Below are 17,672 nucleotides of genomic sequence, written 5' to 3'. Positions count from 1 at the left end.
TCACCGAACTCACCTTTCAGGGTCTTGCGGCTTTTACCATTTCTGGTATTGCCAGTGGCATTGATTACCGTTTCGTGCTTATCGTGACCAAGATGCTCGGCCATTTCTGCTTGCAGGGCACGTTCAACCAACGCTTTGGTGAGTTGCTTGAGAAGGCCATGCTCACCGATTAAATCTTCCGGCTTTTTGTAATCGGCCAGCAGGCTATCAATTAGGCCGGTCGGCAGGGGTTTGGGTGTGGTCATTTTTACTCCAAAAATATATAAGCAGTTTCCTGCCAAATGACCATTTACACAAAATTATTTACACCCCCCTTAAAACTGCCGTTCAACGCTGCGCTTACCGGTAAATTAGGAGCGCAGCGAGTAATTTATCCGTGTGCAGTGCTTTGTTAGAGCTATTCATTTGGGATTGGATTAATCAACCCTCTACTTCGCCATCTATTGCTGTTAACAAGCGTTTCAAACTCCGTTTCATCTGAGAGTTTTAGATCATCAGCATGGTCAGTTACGATTATTTGAGGGGAAAAACCGTCTTCTTTTCCTGTTTCAGTGCAATAAATAGACAGTTGACTAAAAAGGTTCTCTACCGCTTTCATGTCATCATCAATCTGTCTTTCACCTTCGGCACGTTGTTCCATCTCCTTTATTGATTCCTTATTAAAGGTATCTGACTTATCGAATTTAAAGCTCGGGAAATAAACTTGCGTTGGCTGATCAAGGAACAGAATTGAAGGAATAGCGCACTGCTCGCCGAGGGATGCAAAGTATTTATGCAATGCAAGAAACAGAGCAACATGACTATAAAGCCAGTTCGCACCGCTCCCCATCGAACGCAGGAAGATCTTTTCGTCTTTTGGAGTTAAGTGGTAAAGATCAAAGGTTTCGAAGGAAAAGTGCAAGTTAATCGGTTTATAGCTGTCTTCAAACTCAAAATGCTGACCAATTTTATTCATAATGGCATTTACAACATCATTAGCTTTATTTAAACCGTCTTTGTAGTCGTATTCTTTTAGTTGTTGGTCTAACTTGCGAAGCGCGTCTTTGGCTGCCTTCATCCGCTCTTCGACCTCTGCATCGTTAGCAAGATTGAGTGAATCTAGTAGCATATCAAGTTTGGCTTTATAGAGTAGAATGGACTCATATAGGTTTTTCTTCTCACTCAAAACCTTCTCAGACCTCTCGATTTCTATAATTTGCGAAGAGATATTCGTAACTTCCTTTGACAAACCTTCAGTCTGCCTTTGCACATCAACGAGTGAAGACTCAAATTTTGCACGCATCGGTTTGGCTTGCTTGAGGTTGCTAGAAAGTTTGGAAATGGCTTGCTGCAATTGCTCGGCGCTTCGCAGTAACTGCTCGTGTTCGGTATGGCAGAATGGGCACACAGATTTTGCGATATGTACTGTTTCACCAAGCTGATGGATTACGCCACTTGCCACAAACTTTTCTTCCTCTGCTATATGGTGCTTTATCGAACCTGCTTGCCGCTGTAGGCGACGCAATTCACTAGTTTTATCAGCTAAATCTTCTTTTAACCTTAAATACAGTTGGGTAATAGCGTCTGACAAAGGCACAATCTTTTCGGGGCGTAGAATTTTTTCTAGCCTTTCTTTAGAATCTTGAGGATGTCGCAGGATATCCTGTAACGAAATAGGATCTTCACTAAATCCCATAGCCGCATAAAGTTGTCGAAGCACAGGCTCTATTTTTTGCTTTTGATTTTCAGCAAGACGTTTATTACTTTCCTGTTCACGCTTTATTCGATTGACTTCGGTTGCTAGTCGTTCTTTTTCCTGTGATAAATGAAAGAACTTCTGATCGACCAATCCCAAAAATATTTTCGTATGTTCAATAACTTGCTCTCTTTTCTCTTTTTCATCGAAGCGATAGAACAAAGCGTGTTTATTTGCGACCAGATTTTGGTGCTGTAACATAAAAGAAGTAAAACTACGAATAGACGGTGTGGGAGCTTTTGCGTTGAAACGCCTATTTTCTCTAGCCGCCAATGAATCATCGACATCATCGATATCTAAAAACAGCGCCCTAACATGCTTTTTGAAATCACTTAACGTCATAAAGTGACTATCTAGAAAATAATCACGATTGATCTTCTCTGGATAATAATTCTCTTCACGCCTAAAGAAAGCCTTTTTGTCACCATCGGGCAAGCGACCAAGCACAACATCTTGTCCATTCACGTTTAAATATACATAGTAGAGCGCTGCACTGTCAGTGATCACTCCTTTGGGAACGGTATACTCACCACTACCAAAGCAATAATCAAATATCTCTATTAGCGCACTTTTACCAGTCGACGATTTCCCAGTAACAACGTTAAGGCCTTGTTTAAACCTAACTGGGTGAGTTTTACCTGTTTTATCTAGCACCCCCAGTTCATGAATATAGGCTTTCATCGCGGCGTCACTCCTAACAACGCATATATCTCCACCACAGAAAGGTGACTAAACAACTTTCCTAAATTGACCGCACTTTTTTGTTTTACAAACGATAACTCGCTTGTCGGAATTGGATTCACTCCCAGATTTTCTGAATCGATCTCTACCCAATCATTCACCAGACAATATTGTAACCCTTGGTCAGTCAACGATTTGAAACCATCAAGACGTTCTTGCAAATCATACAATTGGCTTCTATCATTAAAGACCGTCCAGATGGTACTTTTGCTTTTAGAACCAAACTTGGCATTTGAAAGCTTATGAAAGTACAGTGGGTGGCTACACAAAGGGATTATCAACTGCGACAAAAGTAGGTTATTGTCTACACTAATTAACTCTGAATAGAATGAAGCCAAAAACTCGCCATATTTAAATGGGTTGTATTTTGCATGATACAGCGCGTCGGTCAAACTGGTCATGGCTCAACCCTCCATTTTAAATTTTGCTCTTCATCGTCCATTGCGTCATGTATAAGACCATTTTTATATTCAATGGGAGGAATTTCAGAATCCATATTCAGTGGAGATTCACTAATTGTTTGGTTATAAAATATTTTTGAATCCCGAGTTGGAGATGTGCTATTTAGCTTTGCTGAGGAATAATTCAGCTTTAGTCTTTTAATAAGCTTGTGTTGATACTCAACAGTTTTATTCCTAAAGTAGGGAAATTCATCTAATTCCCCATTCAAGGAATTCTGAAGCTCTATCCAATTGCCTACTGCATCAGGTATGACTTCGTAATGTTCGATATCATTTATTTTCTTAACAAAGGGCTTTTCATCATGTTGCTCTAATTCTTCGTTTGTTGCCTCATGGCCTTTAAATAAAGGGAATGTAAACTTCTTGCGGCAATAAGTAGAAGTGAGCTCTTCACACTTGGTATCGAATGCAGATTTAGTAATTACCCATTCTATCGAATCTGCACTTTCGTAGACAAATCCAACAATACCGTGCAGGTAACTTAGCTGATTATTCTTGGGAATACCTGTCAGGTAACCAAGTATTTTACCCCTTACCAATTCTTCATCATCCGCTTCTGTAAACAATACAACCTTAGCCAACACGGCTTTAAGTTTTTCAGTTTCAGCGGTCATTACTGTTTTTTGCAGTTGGACGATAGGTTTAGGTTTTTCTGCTATCAGCTCTTCATTAGTCCTTGTATGAAAAATATCGTGTAGGGTTTGCAATCGCTTATCAGTAGCTTGTTGATTCCAATCCTTCAAAGACGATTTGACACCAAAAGCTTGAGTAGTGTGTAGTACCAATGAGCTATATATCTCGTGATTAAACTCAGGTGCCAGCCAGTTTTTTAGGGTTTTCCAAAAATTCTCGTGGTGGTCAGTCAACGCATCAGCATAATTTTTAACTTCAGCCTGTGTTGATTCATCAGCCGAATTGCCAATGAAGCTAACATCACCGTCCCTTTCAAACCAGACTGATTGACCTTCCTGCATCGCAAAACATTGTTTCAGACCAATCAATACTTGATAGTGGAAAGCAAGCGACGTCGTTAATGCTGCATTCTTAGTTTGACCGCCTCCCATAAGCACTCCATAGAATTTATAAATCTTACTTTATGGTCTTCAATTTACGTTTGTCTAGTTACGACAGCACTAGCAAGTTATTATCCAAGTCAAGCTAACTTAAGCCTTTTCTTACTTAGCCGTCAAGAATCATCTAAGACACTAGATTTTCTAAACGGTATAGCCTTCTTTTATTCGTGAAAAACGGATCTGGATAAGTCAGAATGGTCGATGAAATAACTGTGGACATTAACAGAACCTACAGTATAATTTTCCCCAGGGAATTGTTATACCTTGATGATTCCCTGGTACTTCCAATCAAAACTTACCTGATCATATTATTTCTTTTTTTCAGTCTGTTTAGACCCTGCTGATTTAGCTGCATTGGTTTTCTGTGCAGCGGCCACCGCATCAGATAAGGTTTTACCTGGCTTGAATCTAACAACCTTTTTGGCAGGAATTGTCATGGTTTCCCCAGTCGCTGGATTGCGGCCTTCACGACCTGCACGTTCTGTCACTGAAAAAGTACCAAACCCCACTAACTGAACATCGTTGCCGTTTGCCATGGTTTCTTGAATAACTTCAAGCAATTCGTTCAGCATGGCGGTTGTTTGGGCTTTGGTGGTTTTAGAACGGGTAGCAACGGCTTCAATCAGTTCAGTCTTGTTCATGGGGACGCCCTTTTGGTGATTTAAGAAGTGGTTGGTAATCTAGCATTGCTTAGAAGACATGTATGTTGCAAGCTTCAGGTAGGCAATATAACCACAGGTTACAGTAATTTGATCCTGCTAATTAACTCAAATGACGACTATTCTATGATCTTTCCAATATTAGGATCATATCTATAATTCACAATTGACCCGTCTCTGATCTTTTCAATCGTTTCATCAATCACGAATAAAGGAACTAAGAACCATTCGCGAGGCACTACAGGATTCCCAAACCTATCCATAATTTCAATATCAAGTTTTGCTGGTTCAAAAAACCTGTGAATCAGGTTCTCCAGCTTCGTGCGATTAATGTTCGAAAGTTCATAAGTAGCCACAATCTCAACGTCAGCCATGAGGAAAGTAGGATCTAGCTTGGCATTGCTGATTCGTCTTTCAATATTGCCGTTGGTTACGCCGATTTTATGAATAACATCGCGGTGTTCCTTAATTAAAGGATGATCAGATTTGCTGCGGAGGACATAAATTGTGCCAGCTTCCATATCTCTCTCTTCAATTTCATCGGAAAATAGCGGGCCTGGGGAAGGATCGGTAATCCTGCGACTGGCTTCATCTTTGTTTAGTGCCCGTTGCAGTGATCTCATTAAAATATCGCTTTCGGTACCATTGTCGTATATCACACGCAACCTACGGTCTGGTCGTCCATACTCTGCAATGAATTCAACACCTATTTCTGCAACATAGATTTTTTGGCCCCCGAGGATAAAGAAATCCCCTTGCCTGATCTGCGCATCATCTTGGAATTTACGGGTTAGGCGAATACCGGATGCCAATTCTTCTTGTACTTTGGCAAACAGCGGTTTGAATGTATCAAAATCCAGGCATGGAGTACGCTTAGCGACCTCTTCAGCGGCTTTGATTTCAGCGCGGGATTTTACATACGTTAACTTAGTGATGTCATTTTCACCCGTATCCAAAACACCTAACTCAGACAGCAACGCATCATCGTCCAGATTATCCAAATTATCCACAACAGCGGTCGGTTCACCGCTAAGGAGACCATGTTTATCTTTATCCGCTAGAACGGCGCGGCATTCTTCAGAAGCACGGATTTTATCGAGCCTTACCGCATAAAGCCGCTCAAAAATATCGCGATCCTCGCCGTGGGCAGGGGCACGTCCTTTCTGTTCATAGAACCGCTCAATATCTTCAAAACCGGCGATGATGCGTTCTTCGCGTGGCGTGTGGCTCCCCGTATTTTTAACCCCCACCTCAACACCAAGCTCAGCGAGAAGCGCATCATCTTCATCAGTAAAACTTGTTTTAGCCATTTGCAGCCTCAGCTTTCATTCGCACCAGAAAAGCCACACCCTCGGCCATTCGTTTTTCCCATGGATCTTGTGATGTCAGCGATGGAAGCCTTCCGCGTTCTTGCTTGAATTTCAGCGCACGTTTTGCCAGTTCTCGCGCCTCCTCAATGGTGAGATTCACTTTCTTACCGGCAATTACCAATGCCACCCGCTTCAAGCTGTCCTCATTCATGGCCTTGGCCAGAATTGCATAGGCTTCACCAAAAGGGTTGATACGATCAATCAAATCAATATCAAGATCACGCACATCCATCGCAAATTTGCGAACCCCGTCGATCAGAGCGGTATTGCCAGCTTTCCATGCATCATCAGCGGAATTGAGGATTTTCTTTGCCTGCTGAGTCAGGTTCAAGGCAGCAATCGCGTGCTGACGCACAGCTTCCTGATCATTTTCATCCAGTTCCGGGTATTTATCTTTGACGATTTTACCCATACGCACTTGCGTGAGTTCCTCTGGCACCATCTCGGTATCGAATAAGCCCCGTTCCAACGATGTTTTATCCTGCACAAATGCCGCAATGACCTCATTCAAATCTTCTTGGCAAATGCGCGCAGCCTCTTTGCTTTTTGGCTCAACCAAGCCTTTAATCTCAATCTGGAACTGCCCGGTTTGCTGGTTAAAGCCAACGTTCTCTTTCTTGGGATCGTAACCGCCTTCGCCATAATCGAAGCCATCAACTGGAACGCTTTGGCTATTCTTGGGAGTGAAATTGAACTTGGGTGCTAGCACCTGTTCCATCAGCAAGCTGGCTGCAATCGCTTTGAGTGTATCGTTCACTGCATCCGTTACAGCATCTTCGGCGGCATCCGGTTCGGCAATCAGGTTAGTAAAGCGTGCCTTGGTTTTGCCTTTAGCATCACGGGTAGCACGGCCAATGATTTGAATGATTTCCGTTAAGCTAGAACGGTAGCCTACAGTCAGCGCATGTTCGCACCAAATCCAGTCGAAACCTTCCTTGGCCATGCCAAGGGCGATAATGATGTCCACATACTCACGGTTATCTTTGGCGGCAGGATCACGCAAGGCACTGAGTACGATGTCCCGCTTGGCATCGTCATCCACCAGATCGGCAATCTTCAGTACGCCTTTTGGTGTCTTCACCAGGTGAAAGCCAGTTTTGCCGTCAATACCTTGCCAATCACCCAGCTCATGGATGATATGTTCCACTTCTTTGATTTTATCTTTGGTACTTTCCCTGGAATTGACGTTGGGAATGTGAATGATCGTTTTTTCTTTGGGATTCAGTACGCTGAGGATTTCATCAGTATACGAACCGGTGTAAAAGTAATATCCGATATCCAATTGCTTCAAGTACTGATAGCCGTTTAGCTGCTCATAATAGGTATAAGTTACTACCTCGAACTTAGCTTCATCGTGCGGCGCAAGCACAGCCTCGGCATCGCCACGGAAATAGGAGCCGGTCATGGCGACGATATGTACTTTATCTCGCGCAATGAACCGACCGAGCTGAATTCCCAGTTTATTATCTGAATTTGCACTGACATGGTGAAATTCATCAACAGCAATCAGACATCCATCAAACGCTTCCACTCCGAACCTATCAACTGCAAACCGGAAAGTAGCGTGCGTACAAATCAGCACGCGATCTGTGCTATCGAGGAAGGTTTTTACCGCTCCCACCTTGCCGCCATTATCATCCCCCGGTGCATTGCAAAGATTCCATTGCGGAGCAACCTCCCAATCCACCAAGAATCCGTATTTGGTCAGCGGCTCATTGTTGAAGCTAGCGCCGATGGTTTTCTCCGGCACCACGATAAATGCTTTCTTCAGTCCTTGGTTATATAACTTATCCAGTGTGATAAACATCAACGCACGGCTTTTCCCTGATGCCGGTGGAGACTTGATCAGCAGATATTGCTCGCCGCGTTTTTCATACGCACGTTCCTGCATGGCGCGCATACCCATCTCATTCGCCTTTGTAGAGCTGCCATTGCAGGCGTAGTTTACGGATACGGAAGGGATGGATTTGATGTCAGTCATGTGGCTACTACCTTTTTGGATTTGTCCGCCTGGTCTTTACCATAAGCTTTCGCAAACCAATCCGGAACATTTAAAGATTCTTTTTCATGAATATATTCTGGCACATCCTTCCAGAACTCAATAATCGCATCGGAAAATTCGGTTATGTGAGTACCATCAACTTTCAATTTTGTGTGGTCTGCATATTTTAAGTAGAAGGAGTCAGTGTTTCCGAATGTCTCTATAAATTCTGGATGCTGGGTCTTGATGCTCTCTAGAGCGGGACCATTTCCATGTTTGTAAGCATTAACAACGAGCCGACATCTATCGAGGGAAGTATAATAGCTTCTTGATCTTATCGACCAATCAAAGGCTTCCAATAAATCAATGATGTCTCCAAAATTAGCTTTGCATATAGCCTTTTTGATTTCATCCCCATAATTCCAATGATTGATTTCTGTAAGAATCCAGCCTCGCAACTGTTTGTCCCACTCATGGAATATACCGGCAACTACGCTTAAGCGAGTTCTGTTTAGCATATCATCAAGCATTTGATAAAATGCAATGCTTTCGTCATATGCTTGTTCATAGAAATTGGCAGGATCATGCCTATCTGGATCAAAATTATGGCTGTGACTATTTAACCATTCTTCTCCATACTTATCTGCTTCAGCTTCCATATTTTGAAACTGGGATAACAACCTTTTTTGCGTCTGTTCGACATAAAAATTATGGCTCGCAATGACCTGCTTTCTAAATGGCTCCCACATATGAAAGAGAACGTATGCCATATCAGTCTACCTTCTTTGAAGGTTTGGCATCTGTCATTTTGGCGTAAAGATCGAACAGCTTTTCTAATCGTTCGGTATCATTCTTGAAGCGGCGGCCAATATAAATGCGTTCCAGCACCTCATCGTTGCGCTCATGGGCATGGCGCAAGTTTTCCGGCATATTATCTGGATCGTAAAGATCTGCGATGGTGGCAGGAAAATATGATTCACGGGCCAGCAGAATATCCTCTGCACAGCGGGTGAGATCGGTTTTGTTTTTTTCTGTCAGTGACGGAATAGGAAAAGTGTTCCAGCCGAGAATATTGGAATAGCGCAAACGTGTTTCTAATTGACCACAAACCGTTTTGATCCAGACCAAGTGAAGAGTCGATGAGATAAGTGCCATGTTCCACAGCGGAGCATCATAAAGGGCAAAAGCTAGATTACTAACAATAGTCTCGTGTTCACAGATATCTACAGGTAAGTAAGAACGTTTCTCAGATGAAACACTTGCTACTACGATTGTATGATTTTTTGCAGAGTGCATTTCTCGGAATTGATGCGATTTTGCTGCTAGTGCTCTCCCACTTTTATCAGAACTTGCCGCTCTAATTTTCTTAACATTTTCTATGCGTTGAAATATTTCTGGAATCATCAGAGCTTCATTTAATTTATTATCTTCAATCCATAAACAATAACGCCTAATTCCTTTAATCATCTCAGCAGAGCCGATAATCCTTTTTATAAAGTGCTTGGCTTTGGGGTTATTATTAGCTAGAAGCTCTGCCTCAGTATAATCCAGCAATAGATACCCATTGTCGTATGGCATATTTCCTTTTGGCATTTCCGTAAGTTCATTCAATGGTTTTGAAGCTCTCTGAATGATAACATTCTGCCCAGACACAAGATAAGTGTTTATATTTTCTATGTCTTTTGCCAAGTTTTTGCCGTCATCAGCTATGGAAAACAAACGACGTGTTTTTCCAGCATGATTTGAGATACCTACAATCACAACAGTTACACCTGCATTATGGCTAGCCAGATTCGCCCATTTGAAACTAGTATGAGCAAACGCTATTTCATGTTCTGTCTTAAAGATAAGCGGCCACAGGATGGACACTTGTTGTCCTTGACAGATAGAGTTGGTGGATACGAAAGCTGCAATCGAGTTGGCTTTTGTTCCATAATCAGCCGCTTTCATGAACCAACCGGCTACATAATCAAGCGATTTCCAAGTTTTTGTTCGGTGATCAAATATCGCTTCCAGGTCTGATTTTTGATCATTCGATTGCCATGTAGAACCAAGATAGGGTGGATTCCCGCAAATATAGGTTTCGCCGCCTTCATTCTCGAAATCAATTTGCGCCTGTTCTAATGGTGAATTGAACAAGTCATCACTGTACAGTTTTACACCCGTTCCGGTTGGTGGGCAGATACTCAACCAATCCAATCGCAGAGCATTACCGCAGGTAATCCAGTTATGGGCATCCAACGGTAGAAATTCCATCAAAGCCAGTTTTTGCCCTCGATAAAGTACATCACACTGATACTCAGCAATGATCAAGGCAAGCCGGGCAATTTCTGCTGGAAAATCACGCAGCTCAATGCCTCGAAAGTTTGTGAGCGGTATTTCGGAGGGTAAGCCCGTTTCACCACGCCGCTTGTTAATTTCCGCTTCAATGGCACGCATCTCTTTATAGGCAATCACTAGGAAATTTCCTGATCCACAGGCAGGATCAAAAACCCGAATCCTTGCCATGCGTTTGCGGAGATTCAACAGCATACGCGGATTGTTATCTGCTTCTTCCAGTTTTGTATGGAGATCATCCAGAAACAGCGGATTCAGCACCTTCAGGATATTGGGTACGCTGGTGTAATGCATTCCCAATGCGCCGCGCTCATCATCTTCCGCCACAGCTTGGATCATCGAGCCAAAAATATCGGGATTAATTTTCTTCCAATCCAGATTACCCACATGCAGCAGGTAGCTACGCGCAATCTTGCTAAAGCGCGGCGTTTCAGTGCTGCCGGAGAATAAACCGCCATTCACATAGGGAAATGTATCTGCCCAGCGGGGCAATTCTGCTGCTGCCCGATCCTCTACTTTCGTATTCATGGCACGGAAGATTTCGCTGATGACCTCGTGCGTGTTTGAGGAATCCTTCGCGCTCATTTGTTCTATAGTGCTGGTAAACAGGCCGGTACCGTTAAAAATATCCGTATCTTCGGCAAAGAAGCAGAACACAAGCCGCGCCATGAAATGATTCATGTCATGACGGCGGTGTGCGCTTCCCCATTCCGGATTGTCTTTCAGTAGTTCCACATAAAGACGATTAAGGCGGCTGGTTGCTCTGATGTCAAAAGCATTTTCACTAATTTGCTTAACGGTGGAAATTCCAGCGAGTGGCAGAAAGAAGCCAAAATGATCCGGAAAATCTTTGTATGCGCAGACAACGGTTTCACCGCTGGTGATGTCTTCTGCTTGAAACTCCTCACCATCGGTAGCGAGGATGAACTTGGCTTTCTGGCGGCTGGTTGCTGGGCTGTTTTTGAGCTTCCCCAGCGTTTTCAGCACTTCACCAGTTGAGCAGACTGAAATGTGTATGTTGTTGAACTGAAGGACTGCGCCTTCTATATCGGTTTTATTCGTGTTGCCACTTTTCAGGCGGTTAATTGTGGTTGCTTTATTTCCAAATGCCTCCAAAAAAGCATAGGGAAATTCCGCCGGATCAGATGGCTGCTCAGCCAGCCTGGATATTGCTTCTTCGATCTCTACAGCGTTCAAGGTATTACTTTGTCAAGTATTGATAGAATGAAAAGTAAAACATTCGCGGCAAATGAGCCATTGATGAAGTGTTTCATGCCTTATACAGAGCAAAACCAGAAGAGAGATCCGAATAGATCCCCGCGAGTGTTTGTTCATCGCTTTTATAGGATGCTGCTCTTTTGAAACCCATTTCACGCAGATAATCTCTTATTTTCATTACATCACCCTCATCTTCATAATCATAGGTGTAAACACAAATGACATATACCTTGCCTTTACTGCGCCAAGCAGTGGATACTTTAGCCTGTTTCCATAGTTTTCCGTCTTCAACAGCTTTCTTTACATTGCGCCATGTATCGTCAATATATTTCTCGGCAACAAAGAACAACCATTTGCCTACCTGCTTTGATTCTGGTTGGGGGATGTTTCCTTTGTAGATCGCTACGATAAATGCTGCGTGAGTGACTTCGCTGGGATTTCCTTCTTCTGTAAACCGCACAACATCGGCTTCAAGGTCTTTCTTTGTGTCAACCAGTTTCTTATTTGTCATCTTTGCATGCACCAGTTTATTGGTGGTGATTCATTTGTAGGTTGAACGATGGACGCTGTAAGTGGCAACTTTTGTACGCATAATTTATGCCAGACAAATCAAATTTTCAACGTTCTTTTATTCTTAAGCGCATCTATTAGGGTTAGTGTAGATTTCTCCCCATCATATTGAATTGCCACATCTTTCCCAGCAACTGGTTTACCATAAGTAGCCTTTAGTTGATGCACAATAAAATCCTTCTTGACCTGCTGATAAAAAATAGCGTTCTCTTTGTCAATATGAATAATTTGCCCTTCATACTGATTTTTATCACTCGGAGTTTTAGCTAAATAAATGTTGTAGACACCTGGCTTGATACCTTCATCAACCTTCTTGATGGTGCCAATCGTTTCCCATTCATTATTATTCTGAGTTTGTAGAATCTTTTGTCCATTCATTACAATCATTCGTAGCTTTGCGGGTGTCGTCATTTCAAATTAGTTGTTAGTAGGATTTCTAGCAAGTCTAAATTATCCTGCTTCCTGTTGTCCGGCAATTTCTTCCAGTATTTTCATGAGATCGAAAGACTCTGATCTTTCCATGCCATGCAAAAAAGCAACCAATTGCAGTGCACCACTGCCCTTGGCTGAGAAACTGCCATCTTGCAAAGCTTTTATGGTGAACTGAACGATATTTGGGCAATTTCTGCCTTGCTCAAAATAATCACTAATCTTGGTTTTTAGTAACTCTTTGTTATCGGTAGACAGATCACGCATTAAATCCTGTGGCTTGCATTTGTCTTTTTTAATCAGATTGTAAATAGAGTCCAGCAATGAATTCGGCGTGGTTTGTTTTTGACCGTTGTTATTAGCTGAAGTTGTATTCGATTTGCCTTCAGCATTGGGTGCTTGATCATCCGCAGAATCTGATGGAGGCGTTTTTTTCAGCTTTAAGAATTTACTGAATTGGTATACATCCAATCGTGATATTTCTTCTTGTGTACTGAGTGCCAGCCAGGTGATTACTTCCTCTTTATTGGCTTTATACAGCCTTGTTAAATCATAGAGTGCAGTGACATCAGTGCAACGGCCTGTCCGGTATACATCTGCGAGTGGATCAGGTAGATCAAGGAGTGTGGCATGCATGGTGATATAAGGATTGGTTTTACCAATGAGTCTGGCAATTTCAGATTTGGTTTTACCGCCTGCCAGTTGCCGCCCAATGAAGTCAGCAATCTCTCTGGAAGTTAAGTCATCTCTTTGCAGATTCTCGATTACCTGATCCGCTTCGCTGTAATCGGTATCAATGAATGCAGGAATCTTGGTTAATCCGGCATTAATGCTGGCGCGATAGCGTCGCGCCCCATGATTAATGATATAAGTTCCTGGTTTATCCGGATTGGGGCGAACCGATATCGGTGATTTGACTCCGCGTAATTTAATCGTCTCCGTTAATTCTCGTAACGTTTCCTGATTAAACTCCTTCCTGGGTTGATGGGCATCTTCGCTGATCAGCGTAATATCAATTTCTGTTGCACCGATAGGCGCAACAAGCCCTTTTATATTTTCCTTTTTTTTCTCTGTCATTTTTATCGTGGACCTAACTTGCGCTCGTTATGCTGGGCAGAAATATTTATTGGGATTAAATGATTCTGCCAATTTATGATTAGAAAGATAGAAACGATGGATGCAGTCATCAACAAATAAAACAGCGCAAAAGTTGTTTTTGCGCTTTTATATTTTTGTTCTTCTTGTTCAGTTTATTATTGAATGCTTAATCTCTCGTATCTGAAAACAGCATGTATTTTCAGATTCATCAGATTTTCCATCAGTCACTCATCTACCCTCTATTCATAGCATTCTAAGGTAACTATTAATATTAATTATATTGATATAAATCAATGATATGATAAATCTTTAGTTTAAATTTCTATTCTAAACCTACTATTAATAATTATCCATAAAATATGCATATAACGAAACTATTATTTAGCCCTCCATAGAATTAATAAATTTGCGTATTTATTTTGGATTAAAATAGCAGCAATACTACTGCAAAACAATGGTGTTGATTAGTTAAGCTGCTTAAACCCTAAAAATGGCAGGGCTATTATATGTACAATTTAATCTTAATCACAAATATTTTGCGTATCCTTGATGAAAAGGATATGACCAAGTCAGAATTAGCAGAGAAGGCGGGTGTTTCCATCTCTTTTTTTACTGATCTGACCAATGATAAAGCCAATCCATCACTTAGAATTATAGAGGCAATTGCAGAAGCACTCGAGACCCCACTGCCAATGCTATTGGATAGTTCGGATATGAGCACGGCTGATCTTGAAGCATTAACCAATCGAAAACTAAAGCATTTGCCTAAAGGCTTTGTCTGGAAAGGGGGCGTGCTGAGTGAATTTGAGGCTTATCAAGTCGAGCAATGGGATAAAAAGAACAGAGCGTTCTTGTTAAAAAACAAAAGTAAGAAATAAATAAAGTAATAAAAAGCAGTAAAGAAACAGTAAAAAAAGTATTGCGCAAAATATAATTACGTTATATTGTAATGTCATGTGTAAGTTGTTGGAGTATTCGCATGACGCTGCAAGATCAATTATCTCACATCACAACAGTTAAAGATCGCGCTAAGAGCAAGCTGGAGCGCGATGCAAGAGAAATACTATCTGCATTGCAAGATCCTGAGACGGTTGAAATCATGGTCAATGCCGATGGTCGTATCTGGCAGGAGAAGCTGGGTCAAAAGATCCAATATATCGGAAATATCCAAGCTACCCAGGTTGAAGCGGTCATCAAAACGGTTGCAGGTTTCCACGGCAAGGAAGTCAATCGATTCAACCCGATGATCGAAGGTGAATTCCCACTCGATAATTCGCGCTTTGCCGGTCAACTACCTCCCATTGTTTCATCCCCCACATTTGCCATCCGTAAAAAAGCCATCAAGATTTTTACCCTTGAGCAGTATGTAGAAACTGGTGTGTTATCGCCAAGACACTCTGATGTCATCAAAGATGCCGTGCGCCAGCACCGCAACATTTTGGTCATAGGTGGCACTGGATCAGGCAAGACCACTTTGATTAACGCTATCATCCATGAAATGGTTCGCAGTGACCCGGATGAGCGCATCTTTATATTAGAAGATACCGGCGAGATTCAATGCGCTGCGCAGAATTTTGTTCAGTATCACACCACACTCGATGTCGACATGACGCAATTGTTAAAAACAACCTTGCGTATGCGTCCGGATCGCATTCTGGTAGGTGAAGTTAGAGGAGCGGAAGCGCTGGACTTGCTCGATGCCTGGAACACCGGCCATGAGGGTGGGGCTGCAACTTTGCACGCCAATGATGCGCTATCAGGACTAGCCCGCCTGGAATCCCTGATTTCACGCAATCCTTCAGCACCTAAAGAAATCATGCCATTGATCGCGGAGGCGGTTGATATGGTCGTGCATATCACGCGCACACCCAACGGCAGAAAGATCCAACAGATTATCGAAGTACAAGGTTTTAAAATAGGAAGTTATCAAATCAAGAAGCTGTAAATCATCCATAGGAGCCAGTCTATGAAATTGATTCATATCAAGGATATCCCTCCATTCATTTGTTTCTTCTTAATTGCTTTGTTGTTTGCGCTGTTGTTTTCAACCGATAACGCACAGGCCGCTGTTGGTGCAGGTGGTGCGCTTCCCTATGAAACCTGGCTGGTTAATCTCAGAAATTCCGTCACCGGCCCCGTTGCTTTTACGCTATCCATTGTCGGCATTGTCGTTGCAGGCGGCATTCTGATCTTCGGTGGCGAACTCAATGCCTTTTTCCGTACCTTGATTTTTATCGTGCTGGTTATGGCATTACTCGTGGGGGCCAACAATATCATGACCAATTTGTTCCAGGGTGCGGTTATTCCGGCTGAAGCACTCCATACAATCTTTGAGTCAGAAGAAACTATCCCTCAAAGTTAGCCAAACAGGAGGCAAACTCATGGCGCTTCGAACCATACCTATCCGTCAATCGGGTAACCGTCCTAACCTGTTTATGGGTGGCGACCGGGAGCTGGTCATGTTTTCTATCCTGATTGCAGCCACTTCGATTTTTGTGGCTATGGAAATTAAGGCCACACTTTTCGGCATAGCACTGTGGATTTTTGCACTGTTTGCACTACGACTGATGGCTAAAAATGATCCGCAACTGCGCCATGTGTACCTGCGCCAAACGCAATACAAAAAATACTATCCGGCGCGAAGCACACCCTTCTATGACAATACTCGTCAACAGGAAAAACAGCATCTATGATTGCCGCAATTTCTATCCTTATCGCAATATGCGGTGCTGTGCTGCTCTTGATACTGTTTGTGCGTATCCGTGATACGGATAAAGAATTAAAACTGGATCAACATCGATCCAAAGAAATGGGTTTTGCCGATCTGCTGGTGTATGCGGCAGTGGTGGAAGACGGCGTGATTGTGGGCAAGAACGGCGCATTGATGGCCGCCTGGGTATTCTGCGGCGATGATACGGCGAGCAGTACCGATATTGAGCGTGAACGGGTGTCATTCCGTATTAACCAGGCTTTATCCCGCTTAGGCAATGGTTGGATGATCCATGTCGATGCTATCCGCAAACCCGCACAAGGTTATTCAGAGAAAGCACACTCCAATTATCCCGATCCCGTTACCGCTGCCATTGACCAGGAGCGGCGCAATCTGTTCGAGCGTATCGGCACCCTATACGAGAGTTGCTTTATCGTATCACTCACCTACTTGCCGCCGATGCTGGCACAGCGCAAATTCGTAGAACTCATGTTTGACGATGAAGCCCAAGCACCGGATCAAAAAGCCAGAACACAAGGATTGCTGGAATATTTCCAGCGCGAATGTGCCAACTTTGAATCCCGATTATCCGGCGTATTTCATCTGTCGCGTTTAAAAAGCCGCAAGCTGGTGAATGAAGACAATACCACCATCACCCAGGATGATTTCTTACAGTGGCTGCAATTATGTGTGACCGGCCTCGATCATCCGATGGTGTTACCGGTCAATCCGATGTATCTGGATACCTTGCTCGGTGGCCAAGAAATGTGGGGCGGGGTTGTGCCCAAGATTGGACGCAATTTTGTTCAGGTGGTCTCGATTGAAGGTTTCCCGCTCGAATCCTCACCCGGCATGTTGAATCTATTGTCAGAGTTGCCAGGAGTATACCGCTGGTCATCGCGATTTATCTTTATGGATACGCATGAAGCAGTCAATCATCTGGAGAAATTCCGCAGACGCTGGAAACAAAAAATCCGTGGCTTCTTTGACCAGGTGTTTAATCTGCAAAGTAGCAACATCGATGAAGACGCGCTGAATATGACTGAAGATGCGCAGTCTGCGATTGCAGAGACCAATAGCGGTTTTGTCGGTCAAGGTTACTATACCAGCGTGGTGGTGCTGATGATGGAAGACCGCGCGGCACTGGAAGAAGCCGGGCGCAAAGTTGAGAAAGCCATCAATCATCTGGGATTTGCCGCACGGGTGGAGACGATTAACACCATGGATGCTTATCTGGGAAGTCTGCCCGGTCACGGTGTCGAGAATGTGCGCAGGCCCCTCATCAATACC

General features: G+C 43.1%; 17 protein-coding genes. 5 read left to right on the top strand and 12 right to left on the bottom strand.

The annotated features are described in order from the left end of the window. From DU481_RS14265 to DU481_RS14210, 12 genes are all read right to left on the bottom strand, one after another. Positions 1-245: transposase (locus DU481_RS14265; RefSeq protein WP_350135599.1), on the bottom strand; the 245-nt coding region annotated here is incomplete at its 3' end. Positions 246-397: 152 nt separating this feature from the next. Next, on the bottom strand, positions 398-2,416 hold the full coding sequence (locus DU481_RS14260; protein ID WP_350135597.1) for a DUF3732 domain-containing protein: 2,019 nt from the start codon (positions 2,414-2,416) through the stop codon (positions 398-400). After that, positions 2,413-2,877: a three component ABC system middle component gene (locus DU481_RS14255; RefSeq protein ID WP_103965259.1), complete on the bottom strand. Its 465-nt coding sequence runs from the start codon at positions 2,875-2,877 to the stop codon at positions 2,413-2,415. Before DU481_RS14255 ends, DU481_RS14260 begins: the two co-directional genes overlap by 4 nt. After that, on the bottom strand, positions 2,874-4,001 hold the full coding sequence (locus DU481_RS14250; RefSeq protein ID WP_103965260.1) for a hypothetical protein: 1,128 nt from the start codon (positions 3,999-4,001) through the stop codon (positions 2,874-2,876). Before DU481_RS14250 ends, DU481_RS14255 begins: the two co-directional genes overlap by 4 nt. Positions 4,002-4,318: 317 nt before the next feature. After that, a complete protein-coding gene (locus DU481_RS14245) occupies positions 4,319-4,651 on the bottom strand; it encodes an HU family DNA-binding protein (protein WP_350135595.1) in 333 nt (110 codons plus the stop codon). Between the two features lie 137 nt (positions 4,652-4,788). Then, positions 4,789-5,979: a GIY-YIG nuclease family protein gene (locus DU481_RS14240; protein WP_350135593.1), complete on the bottom strand. Its 1,191-nt coding sequence runs from the start codon at positions 5,977-5,979 to the stop codon at positions 4,789-4,791. Then, positions 5,972-8,020, bottom strand: a complete 2,049-nt coding sequence (locus DU481_RS14235; protein WP_350135591.1) for a DEAD/DEAH box helicase — start codon at positions 8,018-8,020, stop codon at positions 5,972-5,974. The genes DU481_RS14240 and DU481_RS14235 overlap by 8 nt, the downstream gene beginning before the upstream one ends. Then, positions 8,017-8,790, bottom strand: coding sequence for a hypothetical protein (locus DU481_RS14230; RefSeq protein WP_350135589.1), 774 nt, complete (start codon positions 8,788-8,790; stop codon positions 8,017-8,019). Before DU481_RS14230 ends, DU481_RS14235 begins: the two co-directional genes overlap by 4 nt. 1 nt (position 8,791) lies before the next feature. After that, on the bottom strand, positions 8,792-11,554 hold the full coding sequence (locus DU481_RS14225; RefSeq protein ID WP_350135587.1) for a class I SAM-dependent DNA methyltransferase: 2,763 nt from the start codon (positions 11,552-11,554) through the stop codon (positions 8,792-8,794). Between the two features lie 73 nt (positions 11,555-11,627). Further along, positions 11,628-12,086: a putative phosphothreonine lyase domain-containing protein gene (locus DU481_RS14220; RefSeq protein ID WP_350135585.1), complete on the bottom strand. Its 459-nt coding sequence runs from the start codon at positions 12,084-12,086 to the stop codon at positions 11,628-11,630. Between the two features lie 98 nt (positions 12,087-12,184). Continuing rightward, positions 12,185-12,556 (bottom strand): KfrB domain-containing protein, encoded by a 372-nt coding sequence (locus tag DU481_RS14215; RefSeq protein ID WP_350135583.1) that lies wholly within the window; start codon positions 12,554-12,556, stop codon positions 12,185-12,187. Between the two features lie 39 nt (positions 12,557-12,595). Next, on the bottom strand, positions 12,596-13,651 hold the full coding sequence (locus tag DU481_RS14210; RefSeq protein WP_350135581.1) for a ParB/RepB/Spo0J family partition protein: 1,056 nt from the start codon (positions 13,649-13,651) through the stop codon (positions 12,596-12,598). Positions 13,652-14,178: 527 nt separating this feature from the next. Between DU481_RS14210 and DU481_RS14205 the strand changes: the two genes are divergently transcribed. The 5 genes from DU481_RS14205 to DU481_RS14185 form a co-directional block, all read left to right on the top strand. Further along, the gene (locus DU481_RS14205; protein WP_074721745.1) at positions 14,179-14,550 is read left to right on the top strand and encodes a helix-turn-helix domain-containing protein; all 372 of its coding nucleotides are present in this window, start codon (positions 14,179-14,181) and stop codon (positions 14,548-14,550) included. Positions 14,551-14,651: 101 nt separating this feature from the next. Then, positions 14,652-15,617 (top strand): P-type conjugative transfer ATPase TrbB, encoded by a 966-nt coding sequence (gene trbB / locus DU481_RS14200; protein ID WP_350135579.1) that lies wholly within the window; start codon positions 14,652-14,654, stop codon positions 15,615-15,617. Between the two features lie 21 nt (positions 15,618-15,638). After that, positions 15,639-16,034 (top strand): TrbC/VirB2 family protein, encoded by a 396-nt coding sequence (locus tag DU481_RS14195; protein ID WP_350135577.1) that lies wholly within the window; start codon positions 15,639-15,641, stop codon positions 16,032-16,034. 19 nt (positions 16,035-16,053) lie between these two features. Next, a complete protein-coding gene (locus tag DU481_RS14190; protein WP_350135575.1) occupies positions 16,054-16,365 on the top strand; it encodes a conjugal transfer protein TrbD in 312 nt (103 codons plus the stop codon). Beyond that, a partial coding sequence (locus DU481_RS14185) for a VirB4 family type IV secretion/conjugal transfer ATPase (RefSeq protein WP_502889975.1) occupies positions 16,362-17,672 on the top strand: 1,311 nt, incomplete at its 3' end. The genes DU481_RS14190 and DU481_RS14185, both read left to right, overlap by 4 nt.

The organism is Nitrosomonas sp. (assembly GCF_040240425.1).
GTDB lineage: Bacteria > Pseudomonadota > Gammaproteobacteria > Burkholderiales > Nitrosomonadaceae > Nitrosomonas.
Note: the sequence above shows the minus strand (reverse complement) of the source record. Positions and strands in the feature narration are given on the sequence as shown.

Excerpts from the sequence above, each read along its gene's own strand:
- DU481_RS14230 (WP_350135589.1), bottom strand. The coding sequence starts at position 8,790 with ATGGCATACGTTCTCTTTCATATGTGGGAGCCATTTAGAAAGCAGGTC.
- trbB (WP_350135579.1), top strand. The coding sequence starts at position 14,652 with ATGACGCTGCAAGATCAATTATCTCACATCACAACAGTTAAAGATCGC.
- DU481_RS14250 (WP_103965260.1), bottom strand. The coding sequence starts at position 4,001 with ATGGGAGGCGGTCAAACTAAGAATGCAGCATTAACGACGTCGCTTGCT.
- DU481_RS14260 (WP_350135597.1), bottom strand. The coding sequence starts at position 2,416 with ATGAAAGCCTATATTCATGAACTGGGGGTGCTAGATAAAACAGGTAAA.
- DU481_RS14190 (WP_350135575.1), top strand. The coding sequence starts at position 16,054 with ATGGCGCTTCGAACCATACCTATCCGTCAATCGGGTAACCGTCCTAAC.
- DU481_RS14245 (WP_350135595.1), bottom strand. The coding sequence starts at position 4,651 with ATGAACAAGACTGAACTGATTGAAGCCGTTGCTACCCGTTCTAAAACC.
- DU481_RS14210 (WP_350135581.1), bottom strand. The coding sequence starts at position 13,651 with ATGACAGAGAAAAAAAAGGAAAATATAAAAGGGCTTGTTGCGCCTATC.
- DU481_RS14220 (WP_350135585.1), bottom strand. The coding sequence starts at position 12,086 with ATGACAAATAAGAAACTGGTTGACACAAAGAAAGACCTTGAAGCCGAT.
- DU481_RS14215 (WP_350135583.1), bottom strand. The coding sequence starts at position 12,556 with ATGACGACACCCGCAAAGCTACGAATGATTGTAATGAATGGACAAAAG.
- DU481_RS14255 (WP_103965259.1), bottom strand. The coding sequence starts at position 2,877 with ATGACCAGTTTGACCGACGCGCTGTATCATGCAAAATACAACCCATTT.
- DU481_RS14195 (WP_350135577.1), top strand. The coding sequence starts at position 15,639 with ATGAAATTGATTCATATCAAGGATATCCCTCCATTCATTTGTTTCTTC.
- DU481_RS14205 (WP_074721745.1), top strand. The coding sequence starts at position 14,179 with ATGTACAATTTAATCTTAATCACAAATATTTTGCGTATCCTTGATGAA.
- DU481_RS14235 (WP_350135591.1), bottom strand. The coding sequence starts at position 8,020 with ATGACTGACATCAAATCCATCCCTTCCGTATCCGTAAACTACGCCTGC.
- DU481_RS14240 (WP_350135593.1), bottom strand. The coding sequence starts at position 5,979 with ATGGCTAAAACAAGTTTTACTGATGAAGATGATGCGCTTCTCGCTGAG.